Origin of the sequence: Nocardia sp. NPDC004604 (assembly GCF_040609795.1) — a bacterium.
Classification (GTDB): Bacteria; Actinomycetota; Actinomycetes; order Mycobacteriales; family Mycobacteriaceae; genus Nocardia.
Genome location: NZ_JBEXLC010000071.1, coordinates 23252 through 44237 on the forward strand (window position 1 = coordinate 23252; position 20986 = coordinate 44237).

A 20986-nucleotide genomic window follows, 5' to 3' on the forward strand; every position below is an offset into this window, starting at 1 on the left:
GCCTCAGCCGCGCTGTGCGAGAAATGCGACACGAACCTCGTCACCGGTCCTGATCTCGGTATCGTCCGGGTCGATCACGATCAGACTGTTCGCCTCGGCCAGCGTGGCGAGTAGATGCGACGAACCACCGGCGCCGCCGCCGAGCGGCTGCACCAGATAGTCGCCGGTGGCCTCATCGCGCATGAGTTGGGCCCGCAGATAACCCTTGCGCCCGGCGATCGAGGTGATCGGCGTGATCGTCCTGGCGCGAATGATGCGGCGCATCGGATGTCTGCGCCCCAAGGCAATTCGGATCAACGGTCGCACCATGACCTCGAAAACCACCAGTGCCCCAACGGGATTCGATGGCAGCAGGAACGTCGGCACCTCATCGCGCCCGAGCCGCCCGAAACCCTGTACCGAGCCGGGATGCATGGCCACCCGGGCGATTTCGAGATCGCCCAGACCCTCGAGCGCCTCGCGCACCTGCTCCGAGGCCCAGCCGCCGATCGCGCCCGCGATCACCACGACCTCCGAGCGCACCAGCTGCCCCTCCACCACATCGCGCAGCCGCCGTGGATCCGAACTCACGATGCCGACGCGGTTCACATCCGCGCCAGCATCGCGTGCGGCGGCAGCCAATGCATAGGAGTTGACGTCGTAGACCTGTCCGGGACCCGGCGTGCGATCGATATCGATCAACTCGCCGCCCACCGAGATCACCGACAACCGCGGCCGCGGATGCACCAGCACCTTGTCCTGGCCGACCGCGGCGAGCAGGCCCACCTGCGCCGCACCGATAATGGTGCCCGCGCGCACCGCCACATCGCCGGGCTGCACATCGTCGCCGATGCGCCGGACATAGTCACCGGATCGCACCGGCTCGTACACCTTGATCCTGGCCCGGCCGCCATCGGTGAAGTCCAGGGGCAGCACGGCATCCGCGAGTGTCGGCAGCGGCGCACCGGTGTCGACCCGCACGGTCTGGCGCGGCTGCAATCGGATCGGCTGTTTGGATCCGGCGACCACCTCGCCGACCACCGGCAGCGTCAGATCGACCAGCTCGCCGTCCTCATTGCGGATATCGGTACCGGCGGCGGCGACATCGACACTGCGCACCGCGTAGCCGTCGATGGCGGCCTGGTCGAATCCGGGCAGGGGGCGCTCGGTGACGACATCCTCGGCGCACAGCAGGCCCTGGGCCTCGGAGATCGCGACCCGGACCGGCCGGGGCGCGACCGCCGCAGCTGTCACCTTGATCTGCTGATCCTCAACCGAGCGCATCCAGCCCTTCCTGATCTCTCCGCACCGACCCGATTCCGCTACTCGCGCAACCACGTTCCGTGCGCAAGGTGAACCATCATTCGTACCCGACGGTCCACAATCGGCGAAACCCGACGCCCGCCGCTATCAGTCGTAGGTCGTCAGCTGTGGGTCCCAGTCCGAACTGAGCCGATGCTGCAGCCACTCCCGCAGGGCGGGGCCGTATTCCTCTCGTTCCAAAGCGAAATCGACCGCAGCACGAAGATAGCCGCCCGGGTTGCCCAAATCGTGGCGCGACCCACGGTGGACCACCACATGGACCGGATGGCCCTCCTCGATGAGCAGTGCGATCGCATCGGTGAGTTGCAGTTCGCCGCCCGCGCCCGGTTCGATCCGCCGCAGCGCGTCGAAGATGGCGCGGTCCAACAGGTATCGGCCCGCAGCCGCGAAGGTCGACGGCGCGTCCGCCAGTGCCGGCTTCTCCACCATTCCGTTGACCCGCAGCACATTCGGGTTCACCGCATCGGGCACCGGCGCGACATCGAAGACACCGTAGGCGCTGACCTCGTCCTTGGGAACGTCGATGGCGCACAACACAGTTCCGCCCCGCTTGCGCCGCACCCGGCTCATCACATCGAGCACCCCGCACGGCAGCACCAGATCGTCGGGCAGCAGCACGGCGATGGCGTCCTCGTCGTCATCGAGGACACCCTCGGCCTGCGCGACGGCGTGTCCGAGGCCCAACGGCTCCTCCTGGACCACCGAGGTGACATCCAGCAGCGCGGGCGCCTTGCGCACCTTCTCCAGCAAATGGAATTTGCCGCGCTCGGCGAGCGTACCCTCCAGCACCAGATCTTCGACGAAGTGCGCGACCACACCGTCCTTACCGGGCGAGGTCACGATGACCAGTCGCTCGGCACCGGAGTCGGCGGCCTCCGTCGCGACCAGCTCGATGCCGGGAGTGTCCACCACTGGCAGCAGCTCCTTGGGCACGGTCTTGGTCGCGGGCAGGAACCGCGTCCCGAGTCCGGCCGCGGGCACCACGGCCGTGCGGAAACACGAAACGACCGCGCCATTCGCGGATTGTCCCGCCATTGCTGTCATACGCCTACCCTATCCATCCATCACAGGCCCGAGGCGGCCATCACGCCGACTCGGGTCCCGGTGAGCTTAAGGTGATCACCGTGGAGATGCCCGGCGAGCGTGACAAACATGCCTGGCGTGTGGAAATTAACGCTCGACGAGCCGCGATGACCGCCGCCGAGCACGAAACCGAGGCACGTGAGCTGGCCCACAACGTCGCCGCACTGGACGTTCCCGAATGGGTGTGCGCGTATGTGCCGGTGCGCGGAGAACCCGGATCGACGGCGCTGTTGACGGCGCTGTGCGCGGCGGGCGCCCGGGTGCTGCTGCCGATCACCGGACCGCCGGGACCGCTGCAATGGGCCGAATTCACCGATACCGATGACTTGCGGCGCGCCAGGTTCGGGCTGCTCGAGCCCGCGGGCGAGGTGCTCGCCGATGCGATCACGCTGGCGGAATTGATCCTGGTCCCGGCGCTGGCGGTGGACCGCCGCGGCGTCCGGCTCGGCCGGGGCGCCGGATACTACGACCGGACGCTGGCCGCGGCCCGGCCGACGGCACGATTGATCGCGGTGGTCCGCGATGACGAACTGCTCGATCGACTACCCGAGGAACCACACGATCTGCGCATGGGCTGGGCACTCACACCGCATGGTGGGCTGCATCGATTGGGTCGCGACGGGGATGCGGAATGAAATGCCGATTGGCGGTGTTGGCACTGTCGGCTGTAGAGTGCCAGATTGACGAACCCTGCGGAGGATCCAGTGCCAACTTATTCATATGCGTGCACCCAGTGTGACAACCGCTTCGACATCGTTCAGTCCTTTGCCGATGAGGCGCTGAGCGTCTGCTCGGAGTGCTCCGGGAAGCTGCGCAAGCTGTTCAATTCCGTGGGCATTGTGTTCAAGGGCAGCGGTTTCTACCGCACGGACAGCCGCGGCGGCGCATCGACCGCGAGCGAGCCCGCGAAGTCGGACGGCGGTTCCGGCAGCTCCGCATCGAGCTCGGATTCCGCTTCCTCGACCAGCTCGAGCACCGCGAGCACGGCCGTCGCCAGCTGAGTTTCACCAGGTTGAAGCAGCCCTGCGGGAGTTATCCCCAGGGCTGTTGTTATCCACAGGCAGCACTGTTTCCCGGGCGGGTCGCTGTGATTGTCGCCATAGGCTGCGGACATGGCTCCCCTGGGCATCATCCCGCCGGGCAAGACCCGCTCCTTCGCCGAACTCGGCCGCGGCAACTCCCTGCGCTGCGCATTCGGTAATCGCCCGCCGTGGGCAGATGGTCTGCTCGCCCGACGCCTGCTCGCGGCGGCACTCACCGCACTCGCGGTCATTCTCTTCCTGCGCGGTGATCCCGGTCGTGAACGCACCGACGTTATGGTCGCCGGACGCGATCTGCCGCCGGGGCACCTATTGGAGGCAGCCGATCTGCGCTCGGCACCCCACGAATCCAGGACGCTGCCCGCGGGCGCGGTCGACGATATGGCCATTCTGGTCGGCGCGACGCTGACCGGCGCCATGCGCACCGGCGAGGTGTTCACCGATCTGCGCATCGTCGGGCCCCGGCTGGCGGCGGTCGCCACCGGCACCCGTGACGCCCGCATCGTGCCCATTCGGCTGGCCGATACCGCGGTCGCGGAGATCCTGCGGGCGGGCGACCGGGTGGACGTCGTCGCCGCGGAGGAGCAGAGCAGCCGGCCCGCTCGGCTACTCGCGGTCGACGCCGCGGTCGTCCTGGTATCCGGCCCTGGCGACCGGCGCGGCACGCCCGAGCGGGTCGTACTGGTCGCGATGGACGCCGAACACGCCACCGCGGTCGCCGCGGCCTCGTTGCGCACCGCGCTGACCGTCGTTCTTCATTGACAATCGTGTAGCCGAGCATTTGCCATCAAGGTCAACTAGCATCGGTCGAATACGGCAGCCCGGACCGCCGAGCACAGCTTTTCAGCTCCCATCCGAAGAGGAGATATTGGCAATGCTCAAGGGTTTCAAGGATTTTCTACTCCGTGGAAACGTCGTCGACCTGGCGGTAGCCGTGGTGATCGGAACCGCATTCGTCGCGGTCGTCACAGCGTTCACCGATGGCATCGTCAATCCGATACTCGCCGTCTTCGACGGTAGTAATGAACTCGGCCTCGGTTTCCGATTGGTTGCCGACAAACCGGCGACCTTTGTACAGGTCGGCCCGATCATTACCGCAGCCGTCAACTTCTTGATCATCGCCGCGGTGTTGTACTTCGTGCTGGTGCTGCCCGCGACGCACGTGAAGAAGCGATTCGGCACCAAGGACACCACCCCCACCGATTCCGAGGTGCTGGTCCAGATCCGCGATCTACTCAGCGATGGCCAGCGCAGCGGGGGCGGACGACACGAGTTCTGACCGAATTCTCCTACACTGCAACGCGAACCGAATTCAGCACGGCCACAAGCAAATACGGCATTCGCTTGCGCCACAAGGCAAACGGGCCCGTCACAGCCGGTGACGGGCCCGTTCACATATTCGAGCGGAATGCTCAGCCGAGGCTGAACGGCTGGCCCCACAGGGTGGTCCAGGTGATGACGTTGTCGGTCTCCACCTCGACACTGATGAAGGCACGCGCCTGCGCGTAGCCACCGCAGCCGGTCAGGCCAATGGTTTCATCGGACCAGGTGACCGAACCGCTGCCGCCCTTGAACTTATTGCGCTTCTTGTGCGCCTCATTGCCGAAGTCGTCGGCCTGCTCCTGATCGAGCACATAGAACGACTGCGCCTGCCCCGGACCGAGACTCAGGTTGGCACCGCTGGAGGCGCCGACCTTCGGCTTGACGTTCTCGCCGCTCCAGTCGAGACCGCCGGTGACGCCGCCGTTCGCGCCACCGCCGTCGATATTCACCTGGCAGCCGACGATATAGCCCGGGAAGATCGCACCGTTCCAGCCATCGGTGACCTCGACCTGCGCGCTACCGGAGACCCATGCGTTGCGGTGCACCGGTGTGGATCCCATGGACGGGCTGATATTGGCCGATTCGCCGACCAGCCGGATGGTGAGAACGGTGCCGTCGGACAGTGTCTTGACGATTTGTCCGCCCGGCAGCGGAATGAAGGTGTCGGCATTGGCCGCACCGGTGGACAGCAGGCCCAGTGCCACGGCGGCGGCGCCACCGAGCCCGGCCGCGCGCACCGCAAACTTACGATCGATCATGATAGTTATTACCCCTAGCGGATTGAGTTCGATGAGTTCGATTCGGCGAGTAGAGATTTCGAGATCCCACCGTGGTCAGCCAATGCTGAACGGCGCTCCGTAGAGGGTGAGCTTGGAGTAGTTGTTGCCGATGATCTCGACAACGGTGTAGGAACGCGCCTGGGCATAACCCGCGCAGCCCTGGATCTGGATCTCCGCATCCTGATACTCGACCGAGTAATGGCCCGGCTTCAGGATGTCCTTGTAATCGATCTGAACGAACTTGACCTCGCCCGGGCCGAGATTGATGCCGATCGAACCACCGAGCGAACCACCCGAGAGGTTGATACTGCCGGAAACGCCCGCCGAGATCGCGTTATCGGCGATACTCACCTGACATCCGACGATATAGCCGGTGCTCAACTGCGAAGCACCGTGCGTCGAGGAGTTATTGGTACCCGGCGCTCCGGAAGCGCCATTACTCGGACCGACGGTGCCCTCGGGCGTTACGGATACATCGGCAATGGCATTGCCCGTAACCCAGACGACTCGGCCCGCACCGTTCGCGGCCAATGACGGCGAAATCAAGGCGTGTTCTCCCGTCCGGCTAACGGTCACGCCCGGACCCAACTTCTGGCCGTCCGGCAACGGCACGAAGACATCGGCGTTGGCAGCGCCGGTCGAAAGCAGGCCCATTCCCACAGCGGCGACGACACCGGCACCCGCGATGCGGACACCTCGACGCAGACCGCTGAAGCGGTTCTTGCTCATACTTCCCCTCATCAGGTTCTAGCGGACGACCTCGGGGTACCGAGGCCGAAGACCCTTTCATGCGGACACCGCGCGATGGAAATACCTTCGCCATCAAGCGGATTGCCAACAATCTCGTCGGTGGACGATCTTGGGTGCGCACAATGTTAGTGGTTTCCACCGAATCTCTGTGAGATTTTGCACATGTTACCGTGCGATCCGCTACGATCCGCGAATCATGGTGCGCATCAGGGGGTTTCACAACGAAAAAAGCGGGCCCGCCGCGAATGCGACGAGCCCGCTCAGATTTTCAGGGTGCGATGCCCCTGCCGATCAGCCGAGGCTGAACGGCTGGCCCCACAGGGTGGTCCAGGTGATGACGTTGTCGGTCTCCACCTCGACGCTGACGAAGGCACGCGCCTGCGCGTAACCGGCGCAGCCGGTCAGGCCGATGGTCTCATCGGACCAGGTGACCGAACCGCTGCCGTTCTTGAACTTGTTGCGCTTCTTGTGCGCCTCATTGCCGAAGTCGTCGGCCTGCTCGAGATCGAGCACGTAGAACGACTGCGACTGGCCGGGGCCAAGGGTGAGGTTGCCACCGCTGCTCGCGCCGACACCCGGCTTGACGCTCTGCCCGTCGCTCCAGTCGGCAGTGCCTTCGACACCACCGGTGGCGCCGCCACCCGCGATGTTCACCTGGCAGCCGACGGTGTAGCCCGGGAAGATCGCGCCGCCGCCGTCACCGGACACCGTGACCTGAGCGCTACCCGATACCCACGCGTTGCGGTGCAGCGGGGTGGAGCCCATGGACGGGTTGATGTTGGCGGATTCGCCGGTCAGGCTGATGGTGACGACGGTGCCGTCGGACAGCGTCTTGGTAATCGAGCCGCCCGGCAGCGGAACGAAGGTATCGGCGTTCGCGGCGCCGGTGGAGAACAGGCCAAGGGCGACAGTGGCAGCGGCGCCGACACCGGCCACCCGTGCCACGTTCTTACGGTTGATCATGCTATTTCCCTCGAGGGTTGATTCGCTTGAGCGAGAAGAATGTTCGTTGGATTCGACCGACATCAGCCGATGCTGAACGGCTGCCCGTAGAGGGTGGTCTTCGAGTAGTGGTCACCGATGATCTCGACGACGGTGTAGGCACGCGCCTGGGCGTAGCCCGCGCAGCCCTGGATCTCGATCTCGGCATCCTGGTATTCGACCGAGTAATGGCCCGGCTTCAGGATGTCCTTGTAATCGATCTGAACGAACTTGACCTCGCCCGGGCCGAGATTGACACCGATCGAACCACCGAGCGAACCACCCGAGAGGTTGACGCTGCCGGAGACACCGGCGGAGATGGCATCGCTGGCGATGCTGACCTGGCAGCCGACGATGTAGCCGGTGCTCAGCTGCGATGCGCCGTGCGTCGAGGAGTTGTTGGTACCCGGGGCACCGGAGGCGCCATTGTTCGGGCCGACCGTGCCTTCCGGCGTAACAGCCACATCGGCGATGGCATTGCCCGAAACCCAGACCACGCGACCGGCGCCATTGGCCGCCAGCGACGGCGAGATCAGGGCGTGTTCACCAGTGCGGGTGAGGGTCACATCGGGCCCGCCCTTCTGGCCGTCCGGCAACGGCACGAAGGTATCGGCATTGGCAGCACCGGTCGAAAGCAGGCCCAAGGCCACGGCCGCGGCAGCGCCGACGCCCGCAATTCGGGCACCGCTGCGCAGGGTGCGGTTCTCGCTCATACTTCCCCTCATCAGGTTCTAACTAGTCAGCCTCGACCATCGAGGCTGGACGGTGGTCCTCTCAGGCCCAGCTCAGTTTGTGCCCCGTTTGTTGCCGATGTGTAACCGGCTGTTATTTCGGCGCAACGGTCAGTGCTGGCAACGGAACCGAGCCAGGTTCCGCCGAGTCGGCAAACGTACGTGCCGTACCCGGGCCCGCGAGGTCCAGCGGCGTGGGTGGCTCGAGGCGAGATTAAACCGACCAGTAACGGTCTGGCAACGTAAGTTTCTGTTAAGATCAATGTGATCTAGATCACACCATCTCAAATGCTCATATTGCTTGACGTGCATAAACGAGAAAGAAGCTCCAGCCGAAGCGGCACAGAAGGTGTCGGCAGTCACATCAATGCCGAAGGCAACTACGGGACAGCATCGTAGTTAAAGCTCGAGTAAATTTCAGAGTGAGGAATTCACAGTGGAAGAAGCGGCGATATCGAACCGCGATACGTGGCTGGACCGTAGATGAGTCTTCAGCCGTGATGGGGCGGCACCTGCGAGCGGAGCCAGTCGTCAGATGACGATTCGGTATCGGCACCATCACCGCGCTCGTCGCCGGTCGTTTCCGGGAGAACGTCACCGAAAATTTTTGCCAGACGCGCGGCGTCCCTCGCCCGGCGTGTCGCCGGGCGAGGGTCGTCCGAGGAGTCCGTGGCAGTAATTATTCGGCCAATCCGGACAACTCGCCGATCACTCGGCTGGCGAGCGGACTCAGGGTTGCCATGCCGTCGCGGACCGCCGCCCGGCTGCCCGGCAGGTTCACCACCAACGTGGAGCCGGAGACGCCAGCAAGACCGCGCGACAGACCGGCGTCGAGCGACCCGGCGACCCGGCCCGAGGAGCGCAGTGCCTCGCTGATCCCGGGCAGTTCCCGGTCCAGCACCTGCGAGGTGGCCTCCGGCGTGACATCGCGCGGGGACATGCCGGTGCCGCCGACCGAGATGACCAGATCAACGCCGCCGATCACCGCGGTGTTCAGCGCATTGCGGATCTCCACCTCATCGGCCTGTACGGACACCGAAGCGTCCACCAGGAAACCCGCCTCGGTGAGCAGCTCGGTGACCAGCGGCCCGAGCGAGTCCACACCTCCATGCGCCGTTCGATCGTCGACGACCACCACCAGTGCACGCCCCGCCACAGGAGCATCGATTTCCATGGTGGTAACCGTAGCGTCCAGGCCGACGAGGTGAGCGTCGGCTCCCGGTCGCGCCGTCAATCCACCCGGCAGGACCCGCATCATCGGCCACCGTCCGCGGGCGCGCCGGAGAGGGTCACCTCGACGGTCTTGGGGTTATTGCCTTGTTCATCGGTGTAGGTGACCTTCACCTTGTCTCCTGGCTGATGTGAGCGGACCGCGGCGATCAACGCATCGCCGGAGTCGATGGTCCGGCTGTCCACCTTGGTGATGATGGACCCGGCCGGAATGCCCGCCTTGGCGGCGGGGCCGTCGGGGGTCGCCTCGAGCACCCGGGCGGTGGTGTCCTGCGGGCGCAGTTTGATGCCGATCTGGGCGTAGGTGGCGTGGCCGGTCTTGATCAGTTCGTCGGCGACCCGGCGGGCCTGGTCGACCGGGATGGCGAAGCCGAGGCCGATCGAACCGCTCTGCTGGCCGGTCGCCTCGCCGCCGAGGCTGGCGATCGCGGTATTGATGCCGATGAGCTTGCCGCTGCCGTCGACGAGCGCGCCACCGGAGTTGCCCGGGTTGATCGCGGCGTCGGTCTGGATCGCGTCGATGACCGGCTGCACCTGGCTCGGCGTGCCCTCACCGTTGGTGGAGACCGGGCGATTGAGCGCGGAGACGATGCCCGTGGTCACCGTGCCCGCCAAACCGAGCGGCGAGCCGATCGCGATAACCGGCTGGCCGACCGCGAGATTAGACGAGGTGCCCAGTTCGATCGGGGTCAAACCGTCCTTGCCCTGCACCTTGATGACGGCCAGATCCGAGACCGGATCGGCGCCCACCAGCGTGGCGGGCGCGGTGGTGCCGTCGGCGAAGGCGACCTCCATCCTGGCATTGGCGCCACCGCCGGAGGCGACATGGTTATTGGTGAGGATCAGCCCGTCCGAGGACAGCACCACACCCGAACCCTCACCCTGGGCACGGCTGCTGGCGACCTTGATCATCACCACGCTCGGCAATACCTTCTGCGCCACCGCCTGGGTGGAACCGGCTGGCGCGTTCGTGACATTGCTGACATTGGGCTTGGGCGCGTCCAGGGCATTCGTCACCACTGCGCGGCCGTTATCGGAGCGGGTGACCAGCGAGCCGACCGCGCCGCCGACCCCGCCGCTGACGAGCGCGAGCGCGACCGCGCCGACGACGAGACCGGTGCGGACCGGGCGGCGCGCGGGTTCCGGTTGCGGTTGCGCGCCGAAGGCGGCACCCGGATACGGCCCGCCGGGTGGGACCGGCGGCGCGAAGGACGGCTGGGTGTACTCCGGGCCCGATTCAGGGCCGGGAAAGGGCTGGGTCGGATTGTGCGACATGCGCTGCTGCCAAATCGACGGAGGCTTTGGTGGTTGCTGGGGCACATATCCGGAGTGCGGGTACGCCTGATCCGGCTGGCCCGGTTGCACGGCCGGGATCTGCTGGGTGGGATGCGGACCGGCGGCGGCATTGGAGTTATCCGGCTGCGGCGTCGCGCCTTCCTTCGAATCCTCGGTCATGTTTCTCGTATCTCCTTACGTCATCGACCAGCTTGGCGTCGACGACTGAGAGCGGACTGAGACCGCGCTTTCAGTTTTCCGAGATATCGGTCGGCGTACCCGGTATCGGCCCACCATCACCTTCACCCGGCAATACGATACGGATCAATGCACCCCCGCGCGGTGAGGAATCGATGGTGATGGTGCCGCCGTGTTTGGTCACCACCTGTTTGACTATGGCGAGGCCGAGTCCTGACCCGGGCATCGACCGCGAGGCCGTCGTCCGATAGAACCGCTCGAAGACCAGCTCGCGCTCATTGGACGGAATGCCGGGTCCGGCATCGTCGACGGCCAGTTCGAGCAGTCCACGCCCGGTCTCGCGCATGGTCACCTTCACCTGGGCCCCGGCCGGGCTCCATTTGGCGGCGTTGTCCAAGACATTGAGGATCGCGCGCTCCAGCCCCGCCTCGTGCCCGTAGACGAACCATGCGCGCAGTTCGGCGACGAACTCGATCGAACCGCGGCGGCGCCTGGCCCGCTCCAGCGCGCGCTCGGCCACCTCGCCGAGATCGACTCGGTCATAGACGGTTTCGGGCGCATCCTCACGGGCCAGATCGACCAGATCGCCGACCAGGGTGGACAGCTCTTCGATCTGGGCCATGACATCCGAGCGCAGTTCGGCCATATCCTGTTCCGGAATCTGCGGTGCGCCAGGGCGACTGGATGCGATAAGCAGTTCCATATTGGTGCGCAAAGATGTGAGCGGCGTCCGCAATTCATGTCCGGCGTCCGCAACCAATCTGCGTTGGCGATCCCGCGATTCGGCGAGTGCGCGCAACATGGTGTTGAAACTCTCGGTAAGTCTTGCGAGTTCATCGTCGCCGGTAACCGGAATCGGCGTCAGATCGTCGGTGCGGGCAACCCGCTCGGTCGCGGCCGTCAGCCGCCCGATCGGTCGCAGCCCGGTGCGCCCGACCGCGGTACCGGCGCCCGCCGCCAGCACGACACCGCAACCGCCGACCACGAACAGCAACCACGCCAGCCGGTCCAACACCTCCCTGGTCGGTTGCAACCGCTGCGAAACGATCAGCGTCGCACCGGAATGTGTCGGCGCGGCGAGTACACGCTGATTGCTCACGGTGCGCAGCGACGACGGCAACTCACCGTCGGCGACCGCGAGCTCTTGCGTGCCCACCGGCGGAATCGTTTGCTGCGGTGGCATATACGCCTTGTGATTGGCGTATATCAATGCGACCCCGACGTCATTGGAGTACAGGCCCGCGATCACGATCGACTGGAACCCGAGGCTGTCGAAGTTGTTATTGATCATGGTGGCCGCGCGCGCCTTCAACTGCGAGTCGACATCGTCGTACAACGAACGCGCGACCATCGCATACGCCGCGATGGACGTCACCGCGACGGCCACTGCCACCACCGACGCGGCCAGCAGCGTCACCCGCCAGCGCAGCGAGACCGATCTGGTCAGCGGCATGGGCGGGCGCATCTCCGCCGGATCCGGCGGACCGAGCGTGGCGACCAGTTGTCGCTTGGGGATCGCGCGTGCCATGACCCGCCTACGGAGGTGTCTCGCGCAGGACGTAGCCGACGCCGCGCACGGTGTGGATGAGCCGGGCCTCGCCCTCGGCCTCGGTCTTGCGGCGCAGGTAGCCGATATAGACCTCGAGTGCGTTACCAGAGGTCGGGAAGTCGTAGCCCCAGACCTCCTCCAGGATGCGGCTGCGGGTCAGCACCCGGCGCGGATTGGCCATCAGCATTTCCAGCAGTGAGAACTCGGTGCGGGTCAGGCTGATCGAACGGTCGCTCCGGGTCACCTCGCGGGTGACCGGGTCCAGCGACAAATCGGCGAACGTCATGGTCTCGGAAACCTCGCCGGGATCGGCGGCCCTGCGGCGCAACAACGCGCGCAATCGCGCCAGCAATTCCTCCAGCGCGAATGGTTTCGGCAAATAGTCATCGGCACCGGCATCGAGTCCGGCTACCCGTTCCGATACCGAATCTCGCGCCGTCAAAACCAGAATCGGCAGATCGTCTCCGGTGCTGCGCAACCGTCGGCAAACTTCGAGCCCATCCATCCGCGGCATCATCACATCGAGTACGAGTGCGTCCGGTCGCTGCGCGGTTGCCTTCTCCAGCGCGTCGACTCCGTCGACCGCGAGATCGACGGAGTAGCCGTTGAAGGTCAGTGACCGGCGCAGCGATTCCCGGACGGCACGATCGTCGTCGACTACCAGAATGCGCATGCCCCCAGTTTGACCGCATCGACTGAGAGTCGACTGAGAGGGAGACGTTCGACACGCCGTCACCGCTTGCGGTCACTCGAAAGGATCGGCCCCGCTAGGGGGTGGTCGAGTGACCAGCAGGTTTGTGATCACGTACAGATCTCGGTGCAAAACGCAACCGTTTTGGACGGCGAAACCCGTTCTGAGTAGCCATATTCGAGTGAATTACAGAGGGAGTGCCCCAGATTGCCGTTGGTCACTCTGCGCGGTATGTTCCGTGCGGTAAAAAGAAGACCTCTAGTTGGTTCTCAGCGGGTTGAATCAAAACCGAACAGCCACGCGCCATCCGGGGGCACTCGTGCAAGCTCGTGAAGCGGAGGCAACGGAAGCGGATGGAAGCTGCACCGCGGTCCTGGCAATTCAGTCTGTCCAACTGGTCGGTCACTCGCAAGGTTGGCATCGTGCTGGTGCTGCCCGTGCTGCTGGCCACCGTGTTCGCCGTGCTCCGGATCAACAACGAACTGCGCACCATGTCGCAGTTGGACGCGGCGACCGAACAGGTCATCATCATTCGCCCGATCGTCAAGTTCGGTACCGCCACCGAACAACTCGCGGTCGCGGCGACATCCTCCTGGGGTAACACCGCGGACCCGGCCACCGACGCGGCGTTGACGAAATTCGATCAGGCGCTCGCCGATCTCGAGGCCGGGATGCGCACCACCAGGGCGAGCACCAGGGTCACCTCCGAATTGGCCTCGGCCGTCGCCACCGGCACCACCATGCGCAATAGTCTGCGCAACGGATCGCCGATGATGGTCGGCGAACAGGCCGATGAGATCGCCGTCCGCATCGGCAACGCGTTCGCGCTCTCGCCGTCGGTCGAGGACCTCGTCATCCAGCGGTACTTCCTGCAGATCGGCGCGATCCAGAACGCGCGCCGCGTACTGACCCAGCAGCGCATGCTGATCAGTTCCCCCGAGGCGGGTCACAATCCGAGCGTGCGCCCGAAGGTGCTCACCTCGGCGGGTGCCGAGATGACCATGGTCAATACCTACGGCATCATCCTGCCGGACAACGCGCCCAATATGCGGCCGCTGCTGGACGCGGTCGGCATCCGGCTCGGGGCCTTCAGCCAGAACGCGGGCGATCCGACATCCAATCCGGCCGTGCTGGAATCCCTGCAGGCGAGCGCGGATATCTATGAGAAGACCACCAACGCCCTCGCCGACACCATCGATAGGGCGCTGGCCAATCGGACCACCGAGGCGCAGACCGGCGCGCTGCGCGAAACCACGATCGTCATCGGCATGTTGCTCGCCGGTCTGGCCCTGGCCCTCGCCGTCGCGCGCGCCCTGGTCGTTCCGGTGCGCCGGCTGCGCCGCGATGCCCTCGAGGTCGCGCACGTCAAGCTGCCCGACGAACTCGCCGTCGTGCGCAGCGGTGGCGCCACCCCGGAGATCACCCCGGTCGGTGTGCACACCACCGACGAGGTCGGCCAGCTGGCCCGCGCCGTCGACGAAATCCATGAGCAGGCGCTGAACCTCGCCGCCGACCAGGCCCGACTGCGACTGCAGATCGGGAACATGTTCGAAACCCTGTCCCGCCGCAGCCAATCCCTCGTCGAGCAGCAGCTGGCGCTGATCGAGGATCTGGAGCACGACGAGGACAATGCCGAGCGGCTGCAGAGCCTGTTCCGCCTGGACCACCTCGCCACCCGCATGCGCCGCAACGGCGACAACCTGCTGGTGCTCGCCGGTACCGCGCTGCGCCGCGGCCAGCTGCATCCGGTGCCGCTGTCGGACATGCTCTGGAGTGCGGTCTCCCAGGTGGAGGACTACCAGCGCGTCGAGATCGGCGCGGTGCCCGACGGCATCGTCCCCGGTGAACCCGCGGTCGATATCGAACATCTGCTCGCCGAACTCATCGATAACGCGCTGCGCTACTCCCCACCGACCACACCGGTCGCGGTGATGGTGGCGCGCGCGGTCGACGGCGGCTACCTGATCGAGATCACCGACCGCGGCCTCGGCATGTCACTCGAGGATCTGCAGCTCACCAATGACCGGCTCGCCTCCGGTGGTGAGGTGACCGTCGAAACCGCCCGCCGCATGGGTCTTTTCGTCGTCGGCCGACTCGCCAAGCGGCACACCATCACGGTGAGCCTGCGCCGCACCTCGACCATGGCACAGCAGCCCGGCATCACCGCCAGCGTGCACCTGCCGGGTGCGCTCGTCGCCCCGCCGCTCGACGCGACCGATCCGAACCAGCGGGCCATCGAGGCGCCGATGATGGCCGCACTGCCCGCATCGCCGCAGCACCAACAGCCGCCGCGCACGCTGGTGCCGGTGCCGAGCCTGCCGCAGCGCGAGCCGTCGCGGTTCGCGGTTACCAGTTCCGGGCTGCCGCAACGTCGTCCCGCCATGCGCGTTGCTGACGCACCCGAGGTACCAGTACCCGGGGACGACAACACCGAAACCTCGGTCGACGTATTCGCCGAACATCCGGCCGGTGGCTGGGGCGAGGTCGACCGGCCGCGCCTCACCCCGTTCGGACCACCGACCTCGACGAATGAGTCTGCCACCGGGCCGAATTCGGTGATCGATGTGGAACCGCAGGTGCCCCTCGGCGCCGTCACCGATCTCTGGGCCGAACAGCCCGACGACCCCGCCACGACCGGATCGACGCCGACCGTCTCCCGCGAACCCGCCGAACCGCAGGCCACCGCGTATCTCACCGGTCCACAGCCCATCACGCCGCAGGCCGTGCGGCCGTCGCTGCCGACCCGAAGGCCCGCCGCCGCATCGGAACCCGCGACGACGACCTCGACTCGACTGCAACCGGTACAGGCCGATTCCAGCACGACCACCTCGACCCGACTACAGCCGGTCCAGGGCGAAACACCCACCCCGATCTACCAGCGGATGGTCTCGGAGTGGCTGGTCGAGCCCGCGGCGGCGGCACCCTCGCCGTCGGCATGGACGTCACCCGCCGACGCGGGCTGGACGGCCGCCGAACAGGCCAGCCATCCGACCGCCGAAGCCCGCACCGTCGGCGGACTGCCGATCCGCCGACCGGGTGCGCAGCTGGTGCCGGGTGGCCTCGCACCGGCGGAAGAACCCGGCGTACGTGATCCGGAGGAGATCCGGAACAACCTGACCAGGCATCTCAGTGGGGTCCGCAGCGGGCGGGCCGAAGCGCAGTACAACGACGGAGGGCTTGTATGACCAACCCCAACAGCACCACGGACGAGAACCTCAACTGGCTGGTCGCCCGCTTCACCAAGGATGTGCCCGGTGTGTCGCATGCGGTGCTGGTGACGGCGGACGGCCTGCTGCAGGCGACCAGCCCGAATCTACCCGCCGACCGGGCCGAACAGCTTTCCGCGGTCACCGCCGGTCTGGCGAGCCTAGCCACCGGTGCGGCCTCGCTGTTCGACGGCGGCAAGGTGATGCAGTCGATCGTGGAGATGCAGCGCGGCTATCTGCTGGTGATGAGCGTCGGCAACGGATCACATCTGGCCGTGCTCGCCAATAAGTCGCACGATATCGGCCGCATCGGCTACGAAATGGCCCTGCTCGTCGATCGTGTGGGCACGGTGGTCACAGCCACCGCCCGGACCGCAGTCTGATCCAACGATGTCGAGTCCACTCGGCCAAGGGCCCAACCGGCCGACCACCCGTGTCAGACCCTATGCCCTGACCTCCGGGCGCACCGAACCCGCGGTCGACCTCCCGCTCGAAGCGGTTATCGAAACACTGTCGTACACTGCGCATCTCGAATGGCCAGCGGGCGATCTGCGCACCGAGATCCTGCGTCTGGGCACGCATCGGCTATCGGTCGCCGAGATCGCCGCCCACATGGATCGGCCGCTGGGCATGGTGCGGGTCATGGTCGGCGACCTGGTCGTCGACGGCGCCCTGCGTGTGCATTCGACCCTGACCGAAGAGGCGAGCTTCGACGAGCGTCGTTCCCTGATGGAGAGGACTTTGCGTGGACTCCGTGCCCTATAAAACTGCCGGGACCGCCGGAAATTACGGGCACGCCGGACAACCCGGCAACCCAGCACCCGGCGAGGCCGACACCCGTGTCGCCTCGACCAAAATCGTTGTCGCCGGTGGCTTCGGCGCGGGCAAGACGACCTTCGTCGGCGCGGTCTCGGAGATCGTCCCGCTGCGCACCGAGGCCATGGTGACCCGTTTCTCCGACGGTATCGACGATCTCGCCGATACCCCGGAGAAGGAAACCACCACGGTCGCCATGGATTTCGGCCGTATCATCCTGCCGGGCAATCTGGTGCTCTATCTGTTCGGCACCCCGGGCCAGCGCCGCTTCTGGTTCATGTGGGACGACCTGATCCGCGGCGCCATCGGCGCGGTGGTGCTCATCGACACCCGGCGGCTCGAGGACAGCTTCGCCGCGGTCGACTTCTTCGAGGCGCGCAACCTGCCGTTCCTGATCGCCGTCAACCGCTTCCCCGACGCCCCCCGCTTCCCGATCGCCGAACTGCGCGAAGCGCTTTCGGTACGCGAGGGAGTGCCCATCGTGGATATCGACGCGCGCAATGCCATGGAGGTCCGCCAAGCGCTGGCGGCCGTCACCGAATATGCGATCGCCCAGCTGAAGGCGCTCGAATTGGAAGGATCCGCGCAACATGCATGACGTCCGGTTGTTCGCTGCGGCGAACAGCGGGGCTGCGGTGGACCAGTTCTCCATGGGGTACTGGATCGCCGCACTCTCCTTCGGTGTTTCGGTGCTCGGCGCCGTGGTCGGGCTGGCCTGTGTCCTACACGCCGCGCGCTCGGCCCGGTTCCGGTTGGTGTGGGTGACCTCGGCCGCGGTGTCGATCGGCGGCGTCGGCGTCTGGTTGGCCACCTCGGTGGTGCTGCTCGGGCTCGATATCGCGGGCACCGCGGTGCGCTTCGACGGCGGCCGCATGATCGCGGCCATGGTGACGGCGTTCGGCGCGGTATTCGTCGCGCTGCTCGTCATCGGCCGCCGCCTGCTGTTGGCCCGGCTGATTCCGGGCGGACTGGTGATGGGCATCGGCTGCGCTTCGAGTCTCTATCTCGGGCTCGGGTCCATCCGCATTCAGGGTTCGGTCGAGATCTCCCCGTGGCTTTCGGCCGTCGTGCTCGTTATCGCGCTGGTGACCGGCGTGGGGACACTGTGGTCGTTCCAGGCACTGCGCAACCCGCTCGCGCGCGCGGCCACGGTGCTGTTGTTCGCCGTCGGTGTGGCGGGCATGTACTACGCGGGCATCGCAGCCATCGATCCGGCAATCGACACGGCCGGGAAGGCGCCGGACGGGCTCACGCTGTTCGAATTCGTATTTCCGATGTTCGTGATCGGTTCGCTGGCACTGACCGTGCCGATCACCGCGGTGCTCATCGCGCCCGACCGGCGCGAGACCGCTGCGGCCATCGCGGCCACGAGCCGGTCCGAGGACGACGTGCGCCGGTCCGAGCACGATGCGCGCCGGTCCCAGCACGATGCGCGCCGGTCCAGGCTCGAGTCGGTGCGCTGAGCCGACTCGAGCCCATTGACTCGAGCCCATTTGTGTATGCAGCTCTTTACGTAAGTGGCCTTTGCATCAAGGCTTGGGCGCTGGCATCTCGCCGACGGTCTTACTCGGGTCGATGATGCCGACCGCCTCACCCTGCGGACCGGCGATGACGGCCGAGCGCCCGGCGGGGGAATCCGAGATCGGTTGCCGGACTGTGCCGCCCAGTTCGGTGGTCATGGCGACCGCGGCGTCCACGTCGTCGTGTTGGAACCAGACCAACCAGTAGGACGGCATGCCGTCCGGCGATTTGCCACACCGCGAAGACCGCGCCGGCCATATCGGTCGCGACGAACATCCGCCCGAATCCCCTTACCTCGAAGGTGGGCACGATCAGCTGACCGGCCGTGTCGCTGCGGGCGGGTTCGGCAATGCCGCCGATTTCGGCCAACGACCCACCTACAGTGAGAGATATGCGTTTCGGTCTGGACTACGCCGCGGGACGTCCCGGCGGCGCGGCCATCCAAGCGGCCGGATTCGACTTCGTGGTGCGCTACCTCTCCGATGGCGGTCCGACGCTGCCCGGCAAACAGCTGACTCCCGCCGAGGCCGACGACCTACGCGCGCACGACATTTCCATCGTGTCGAACTGGGAAACCACCGCGACCAGGATGCTGGACGGCTACGACGCCGGAATCATCGATGCCCGTGCGGGTTTGGCACAGGTGCTGCGCTGTGGCGGCCGGTCGGATCGGCCGATCTACTTCTCCGCGGATTTCGACTCGACGCCCCAGGATCAGCTCGCGATCAATGCCTATCTCGAGGGCGCGGCCACCGTACTCGGCTCCGCGAATGTCGGTATCTACGGCGGGTTCTGGTCGGTCAGCCGGGCACTGGACGCGGGTGTCGCCACGTGGTCGTGGCAGACCGGTGCCTGGTCCGGCACCAATGTCGAGACCAGGCGCAATATCCATCAGACATCGCGGCAGGTGGTTGTCGGCGGTGTGCTCTGCGATGTAAACGAGTCCGAGACAATAGATTTCGGCCAGTGGGACTTTGTACAGGAGGAACCGGACGTGACGCCGGAACAAGATGCGGTACTGCGCGATATCCAGATTCAGCTGCGCGGTCCCGGCCTGTCCGGCTGGCCGCAGCTCGGCACCGATGCGGAGGGCCGCAACCGCACCCTGGTGGACGGGGTGGCGGCGGCGCTGCAGCGGATCCAGGAGTTGGCGGCCGAATCGGCCGATCTGCGCCGGCAGATCGGCGAATTGCGCACGGAGGTCAGCGAACTCGAAGCCACCACGGCGGATCTGGTCGAGGAGGTCAAGCGGTTGGACGGACCGCACTGGCCGTGGCCGTTCTCCCTGATCGAGGGTCCGGCCGACTTCGTGGGTGAGCAGCTGGCCCGCCTGGAATCGCTGTTGCCGGGATTGCCCGGAAGCCGGGAGGCGGAGAAATCGGCCGAGGGGCCAAAAGTTTGGCGATGAGCGGGTTCTCGGTAATCCGGCGAACCGGGGTTCCGAGAACCCGCCCTCTCGGATGAGGGTACCGGCGAGAGAGCACGAAATCATCACTGCGCCAGGACTTTTACGGATACGAAAAACCAACTCTCAGTACGTAATTGACCTGCGAGCAACCCGGACGCAATCGGGCCGCGGCAAAAGTTGCCATGTGGCGTGGATCACTTCGTTAGCTACAAGATTGCCACAAGGCTGGTTCCGATCCGGAACCGATGTGCAGATCTGATCCAGCGGATCCGGTCGGTCGATCACCGACCGCGCGCATTCACGTCCCATGACAGCAGCGCGCGAGTTATCGTCTGCTGGCACATACCGGTTCGTTCGAAGGAGTTCGTATGGCCGTGAACGTGGTGCTCGACAAGGCATACGAGAACAAGTCGCTCGAGGAAATCCGCCCCGCCCCGCCATCGGCGCTGGCCTGAGCCGCACCGAAGCGCGCGATTGGTCGGCTCGGGCGGGTAGCTCGGCACCGGAGGCATACCCGCCCGTGGGCTGAGGTTCATGCCTGCAGCGCACGGGCTTCGACGATCGCCGGGGTCGATGGGTGCGCCTACGCGCGGGCGATCGCTGATCGGGCTCGTTCCGTCGCGCTAACCGCGGCGTCAGAGTCGCTCTGGGTCGACGAGTCCGCGTTCAACCGCCCGCACCAAGCGGCGCGGCACCTTGTGCACTACCCCGGCGACGCTGACCGGCACCAGGTCAGGTGGGGTGGCCTTCCACTGCGAGCGGCGGCTGCGGGTGTTCGATCGCGACATTCTGCGTTTGGGCACCGCCATGTCAGCCCGCCCCTCGTCCGGGCTGGGACGTTGCCTTCGTCCGCTTACCGTATTTGCGCTCGAACTTCACCACCCGGCCCTGGGTGTCCAGTACGCGGTGCGCACCGGTCCAGAACGGGTGCGAATCGGCGGTCACGTCCACGACCAGCAGCGGGTAGGTGTTGCCGTCGGTCCACTCGACGGTGCGGGTGCTGGTGGCGGTGGATCTGGTCAGGAAGCGCTTTCCGGTACTCGAATCCTCGAACACCACGGGGTGGTAGTCCGGATGGATCCCACTCTTCATTTCACCTCTCC

The 20986-nt window shown here is 66.0% G+C and carries 23 protein-coding genes; 10 read left to right on the forward strand and 13 right to left on the reverse strand.

Annotated features, from left to right (window positions below; translation table 11 throughout):
* Nucleotides 1-3: 3 nt before the first annotated feature.
* Complete coding sequence (glp, locus tag ABZW16_RS24735) at nucleotides 4-1263, reverse strand: gephyrin-like molybdotransferase Glp (protein WP_354958371.1); 1260 nt, start codon at nucleotides 1261-1263, stop codon at nucleotides 4-6.
* A gap of 126 nt (nucleotides 1264-1389) precedes the next feature.
* The gene (locus tag ABZW16_RS24740; RefSeq protein ID WP_354958372.1) at nucleotides 1390-2346 is read right to left on the reverse strand and encodes a UTP--glucose-1-phosphate uridylyltransferase; all 957 of its coding nucleotides are present in this window, start codon (nucleotides 2344-2346) and stop codon (nucleotides 1390-1392) included.
* A gap of 86 nt (nucleotides 2347-2432) precedes the next feature.
* Here ABZW16_RS24740 and ABZW16_RS24745 point away from each other — a divergent pair, with 86 nt between their 5' ends.
* The 4 genes from ABZW16_RS24745 (at nucleotide 2433) to mscL (ending at nucleotide 4704) form a co-directional block, all read left to right on the forward strand.
* Entirely contained in the window at nucleotides 2433-3020 is a 588-nt protein-coding gene (locus ABZW16_RS24745) for a 5-formyltetrahydrofolate cyclo-ligase (protein ID WP_354958392.1), read from the forward strand.
* Nucleotides 3021-3089: 69 nt separating this feature from the next.
* Complete coding sequence (locus ABZW16_RS24750; RefSeq protein ID WP_354958374.1) at nucleotides 3090-3386, forward strand: FmdB family zinc ribbon protein; 297 nt, start codon at nucleotides 3090-3092, stop codon at nucleotides 3384-3386.
* Between the two features lie 111 nt (nucleotides 3387-3497).
* Nucleotides 3498-4187, forward strand: a complete 690-nt coding sequence (locus ABZW16_RS24755; protein WP_354958375.1) for an SAF domain-containing protein — start codon at nucleotides 3498-3500, stop codon at nucleotides 4185-4187.
* 112 nt (nucleotides 4188-4299) lie between these two features.
* Nucleotides 4300-4704 (forward strand): large conductance mechanosensitive channel protein MscL, encoded by a 405-nt coding sequence (mscL, locus tag ABZW16_RS24760; protein WP_354958376.1) that lies wholly within the window; start codon nucleotides 4300-4302, stop codon nucleotides 4702-4704.
* A gap of 133 nt (nucleotides 4705-4837) precedes the next feature.
* On the opposite strand, the gene ABZW16_RS24765 is transcribed toward mscL, so the two are convergent.
* The 8 genes from ABZW16_RS24765 to ABZW16_RS24800 all read right to left on the reverse strand — a co-directional run bounded on the left by ABZW16_RS24765 (nucleotide 4838) and on the right by ABZW16_RS24800 (nucleotide 12914).
* Nucleotides 4838-5506 (reverse strand): MspA family porin, encoded by a 669-nt coding sequence (locus ABZW16_RS24765; RefSeq protein ID WP_354958377.1) that lies wholly within the window; start codon nucleotides 5504-5506, stop codon nucleotides 4838-4840.
* A gap of 75 nt (nucleotides 5507-5581) precedes the next feature.
* Nucleotides 5582-6256 (reverse strand): MspA family porin, encoded by a 675-nt coding sequence (locus tag ABZW16_RS24770; RefSeq protein ID WP_354958378.1) that lies wholly within the window; start codon nucleotides 6254-6256, stop codon nucleotides 5582-5584.
* Between the two features lie 312 nt (nucleotides 6257-6568).
* Nucleotides 6569-7240 (reverse strand): MspA family porin, encoded by a 672-nt coding sequence (locus tag ABZW16_RS24775; RefSeq protein ID WP_354958379.1) that lies wholly within the window; start codon nucleotides 7238-7240, stop codon nucleotides 6569-6571.
* A 62-nt stretch (nucleotides 7241-7302) separates the two neighbouring features.
* Nucleotides 7303-7971 (reverse strand): MspA family porin, encoded by a 669-nt coding sequence (locus ABZW16_RS24780; RefSeq protein WP_354958380.1) that lies wholly within the window; start codon nucleotides 7969-7971, stop codon nucleotides 7303-7305.
* 697 nt (nucleotides 7972-8668) lie between these two features.
* On the reverse strand, nucleotides 8669-9163 hold the full coding sequence (locus ABZW16_RS24785) for a MogA/MoaB family molybdenum cofactor biosynthesis protein (RefSeq protein WP_354958381.1): 495 nt from the start codon (nucleotides 9161-9163) through the stop codon (nucleotides 8669-8671).
* An 80-nt stretch (nucleotides 9164-9243) separates the two neighbouring features.
* Nucleotides 9244-10674 carry a trypsin-like peptidase domain-containing protein gene (locus ABZW16_RS24790; RefSeq protein ID WP_354958382.1) on the reverse strand — a complete coding sequence of 477 codons (1431 nt, stop codon included), beginning with the start codon at nucleotides 10672-10674 and terminating at the stop codon, nucleotides 9244-9246.
* Between the two features lie 70 nt (nucleotides 10675-10744).
* The gene (locus ABZW16_RS24795) at nucleotides 10745-12220 is read right to left on the reverse strand and encodes a HAMP domain-containing sensor histidine kinase (RefSeq protein ID WP_354958383.1); all 1476 of its coding nucleotides are present in this window, start codon (nucleotides 12218-12220) and stop codon (nucleotides 10745-10747) included.
* A 7-nt stretch (nucleotides 12221-12227) separates the two neighbouring features.
* The gene (locus ABZW16_RS24800; RefSeq protein ID WP_354958384.1) at nucleotides 12228-12914 is read right to left on the reverse strand and encodes a response regulator transcription factor; all 687 of its coding nucleotides are present in this window, start codon (nucleotides 12912-12914) and stop codon (nucleotides 12228-12230) included.
* Nucleotides 12915-13285: 371 nt separating this feature from the next.
* On the opposite strand from ABZW16_RS24800, the gene ABZW16_RS24805 reads away from it, so the two are divergent.
* The 5 genes from ABZW16_RS24805 (at nucleotide 13286) to ABZW16_RS24825 (ending at nucleotide 18417) form a co-directional block, all read left to right on the forward strand.
* Nucleotides 13286-16117, forward strand: coding sequence for an ATP-binding protein (locus ABZW16_RS24805; RefSeq protein WP_354958385.1), 2832 nt, complete (start codon nucleotides 13286-13288; stop codon nucleotides 16115-16117).
* Nucleotides 16114-16521, forward strand: a complete 408-nt coding sequence (locus tag ABZW16_RS24810; RefSeq protein WP_040695425.1) for a roadblock/LC7 domain-containing protein — start codon at nucleotides 16114-16116, stop codon at nucleotides 16519-16521. Before ABZW16_RS24805 ends, ABZW16_RS24810 begins: the two co-directional genes overlap by 4 nt.
* A gap of 7 nt (nucleotides 16522-16528) precedes the next feature.
* Nucleotides 16529-16903: a DUF742 domain-containing protein gene (locus tag ABZW16_RS24815; RefSeq protein ID WP_354958386.1), complete on the forward strand. Its 375-nt coding sequence runs from the start codon at nucleotides 16529-16531 to the stop codon at nucleotides 16901-16903.
* 91 nt (nucleotides 16904-16994) lie between these two features.
* The gene (locus ABZW16_RS24820; protein WP_354958393.1) at nucleotides 16995-17552 is read left to right on the forward strand and encodes an ATP/GTP-binding protein; all 558 of its coding nucleotides are present in this window, start codon (nucleotides 16995-16997) and stop codon (nucleotides 17550-17552) included.
* A complete protein-coding gene (locus tag ABZW16_RS24825) occupies nucleotides 17545-18417 on the forward strand; it encodes a hypothetical protein (protein WP_354958387.1) in 873 nt (290 codons plus the stop codon). The genes ABZW16_RS24820 and ABZW16_RS24825 overlap by 8 nt, the downstream gene beginning before the upstream one ends.
* A 66-nt stretch (nucleotides 18418-18483) precedes the next feature.
* Here ABZW16_RS24825 and ABZW16_RS24830 read toward each other — a convergent pair whose 3' ends face one another.
* Nucleotides 18484-18690, reverse strand: coding sequence for a hypothetical protein (locus ABZW16_RS24830; RefSeq protein WP_354958388.1), 207 nt, complete (start codon nucleotides 18688-18690; stop codon nucleotides 18484-18486).
* Between the two features lie 176 nt (nucleotides 18691-18866).
* On the opposite strand from ABZW16_RS24830, the gene ABZW16_RS24835 reads away from it, so the two are divergent.
* Nucleotides 18867-19883 (forward strand): glycoside hydrolase domain-containing protein, encoded by a 1017-nt coding sequence (locus ABZW16_RS24835; RefSeq protein ID WP_354958389.1) that lies wholly within the window; start codon nucleotides 18867-18869, stop codon nucleotides 19881-19883.
* A 635-nt stretch (nucleotides 19884-20518) separates the two neighbouring features.
* Here the strand turns inward: ABZW16_RS24835 and rpmF are convergent.
* Both rpmF and ABZW16_RS24845 read right to left on the reverse strand, forming a co-directional pair.
* A complete protein-coding gene (gene rpmF / locus ABZW16_RS24840) occupies nucleotides 20519-20692 on the reverse strand; it encodes a 50S ribosomal protein L32 (RefSeq protein WP_354958390.1) in 174 nt (57 codons plus the stop codon).
* 1 nt (nucleotide 20693) lies between these two features.
* A complete protein-coding gene (locus tag ABZW16_RS24845; RefSeq protein ID WP_354958394.1) occupies nucleotides 20694-20975 on the reverse strand; it encodes a type B 50S ribosomal protein L31 in 282 nt (93 codons plus the stop codon).
* Nucleotides 20976-20986 lie beyond the last annotated feature (11 nt).

What these genes read in the sequence shown, in the direction of transcription:
- glp (WP_354958371.1), bottom strand. Translation starts at nt 1,263, where the DNA reads ATGCGCTCGGTTGAGGATCAGCAGATCAAGGTGACAGCTGCGGCGGTC.
- ABZW16_RS24740 (WP_354958372.1), bottom strand. Translation starts at nt 2,346, where the DNA reads ATGACAGCAATGGCGGGACAATCCGCGAATGGCGCGGTCGTTTCGTGT.
- ABZW16_RS24745 (WP_354958392.1), top strand. Translation starts at nt 2,433, where the DNA reads ATGCCCGGCGAGCGTGACAAACATGCCTGGCGTGTGGAAATTAACGCT.
- ABZW16_RS24755 (WP_354958375.1), top strand. Translation starts at nt 3,498, where the DNA reads ATGGCTCCCCTGGGCATCATCCCGCCGGGCAAGACCCGCTCCTTCGCC.
- mscL (WP_354958376.1), top strand. Translation starts at nt 4,300, where the DNA reads ATGCTCAAGGGTTTCAAGGATTTTCTACTCCGTGGAAACGTCGTCGAC.
- ABZW16_RS24765 (WP_354958377.1), bottom strand. Translation starts at nt 5,506, where the DNA reads ATGATCGATCGTAAGTTTGCGGTGCGCGCGGCCGGGCTCGGTGGCGCC.
- ABZW16_RS24770 (WP_354958378.1), bottom strand. Translation starts at nt 6,256, where the DNA reads ATGAGCAAGAACCGCTTCAGCGGTCTGCGTCGAGGTGTCCGCATCGCG.
- ABZW16_RS24775 (WP_354958379.1), bottom strand. Translation starts at nt 7,240, where the DNA reads ATGATCAACCGTAAGAACGTGGCACGGGTGGCCGGTGTCGGCGCCGCT.
- ABZW16_RS24780 (WP_354958380.1), bottom strand. Translation starts at nt 7,971, where the DNA reads ATGAGCGAGAACCGCACCCTGCGCAGCGGTGCCCGAATTGCGGGCGTC.
- ABZW16_RS24785 (WP_354958381.1), bottom strand. Translation starts at nt 9,163, where the DNA reads ATGGAAATCGATGCTCCTGTGGCGGGGCGTGCACTGGTGGTGGTCGTC.
- ABZW16_RS24790 (WP_354958382.1), bottom strand. Translation starts at nt 10,674, where the DNA reads ATGACCGAGGATTCGAAGGAAGGCGCGACGCCGCAGCCGGATAACTCC.
- ABZW16_RS24795 (WP_354958383.1), bottom strand. Translation starts at nt 12,220, where the DNA reads ATGGCACGCGCGATCCCCAAGCGACAACTGGTCGCCACGCTCGGTCCG.
- ABZW16_RS24800 (WP_354958384.1), bottom strand. Translation starts at nt 12,914, where the DNA reads ATGCGCATTCTGGTAGTCGACGACGATCGTGCCGTCCGGGAATCGCTG.
- ABZW16_RS24805 (WP_354958385.1), top strand. Translation starts at nt 13,286, where the DNA reads ATGGAAGCTGCACCGCGGTCCTGGCAATTCAGTCTGTCCAACTGGTCG.
- ABZW16_RS24810 (WP_040695425.1), top strand. Translation starts at nt 16,114, where the DNA reads ATGACCAACCCCAACAGCACCACGGACGAGAACCTCAACTGGCTGGTC.
- ABZW16_RS24815 (WP_354958386.1), top strand. Translation starts at nt 16,529, where the DNA reads ATGTCGAGTCCACTCGGCCAAGGGCCCAACCGGCCGACCACCCGTGTC.
- ABZW16_RS24825 (WP_354958387.1), top strand. Translation starts at nt 17,545, where the DNA reads ATGCATGACGTCCGGTTGTTCGCTGCGGCGAACAGCGGGGCTGCGGTG.
- ABZW16_RS24830 (WP_354958388.1), bottom strand. Translation starts at nt 18,690, where the DNA reads ATGCCGTCCTACTGGTTGGTCTGGTTCCAACACGACGACGTGGACGCC.
- ABZW16_RS24835 (WP_354958389.1), top strand. Translation starts at nt 18,867, where the DNA reads ATGCGTTTCGGTCTGGACTACGCCGCGGGACGTCCCGGCGGCGCGGCC.
- rpmF (WP_354958390.1), bottom strand. Translation starts at nt 20,692, where the DNA reads ATGGCGGTGCCCAAACGCAGAATGTCGCGATCGAACACCCGCAGCCGC.
- ABZW16_RS24845 (WP_354958394.1), bottom strand. Translation starts at nt 20,975, where the DNA reads ATGAAGAGTGGGATCCATCCGGACTACCACCCCGTGGTGTTCGAGGAT.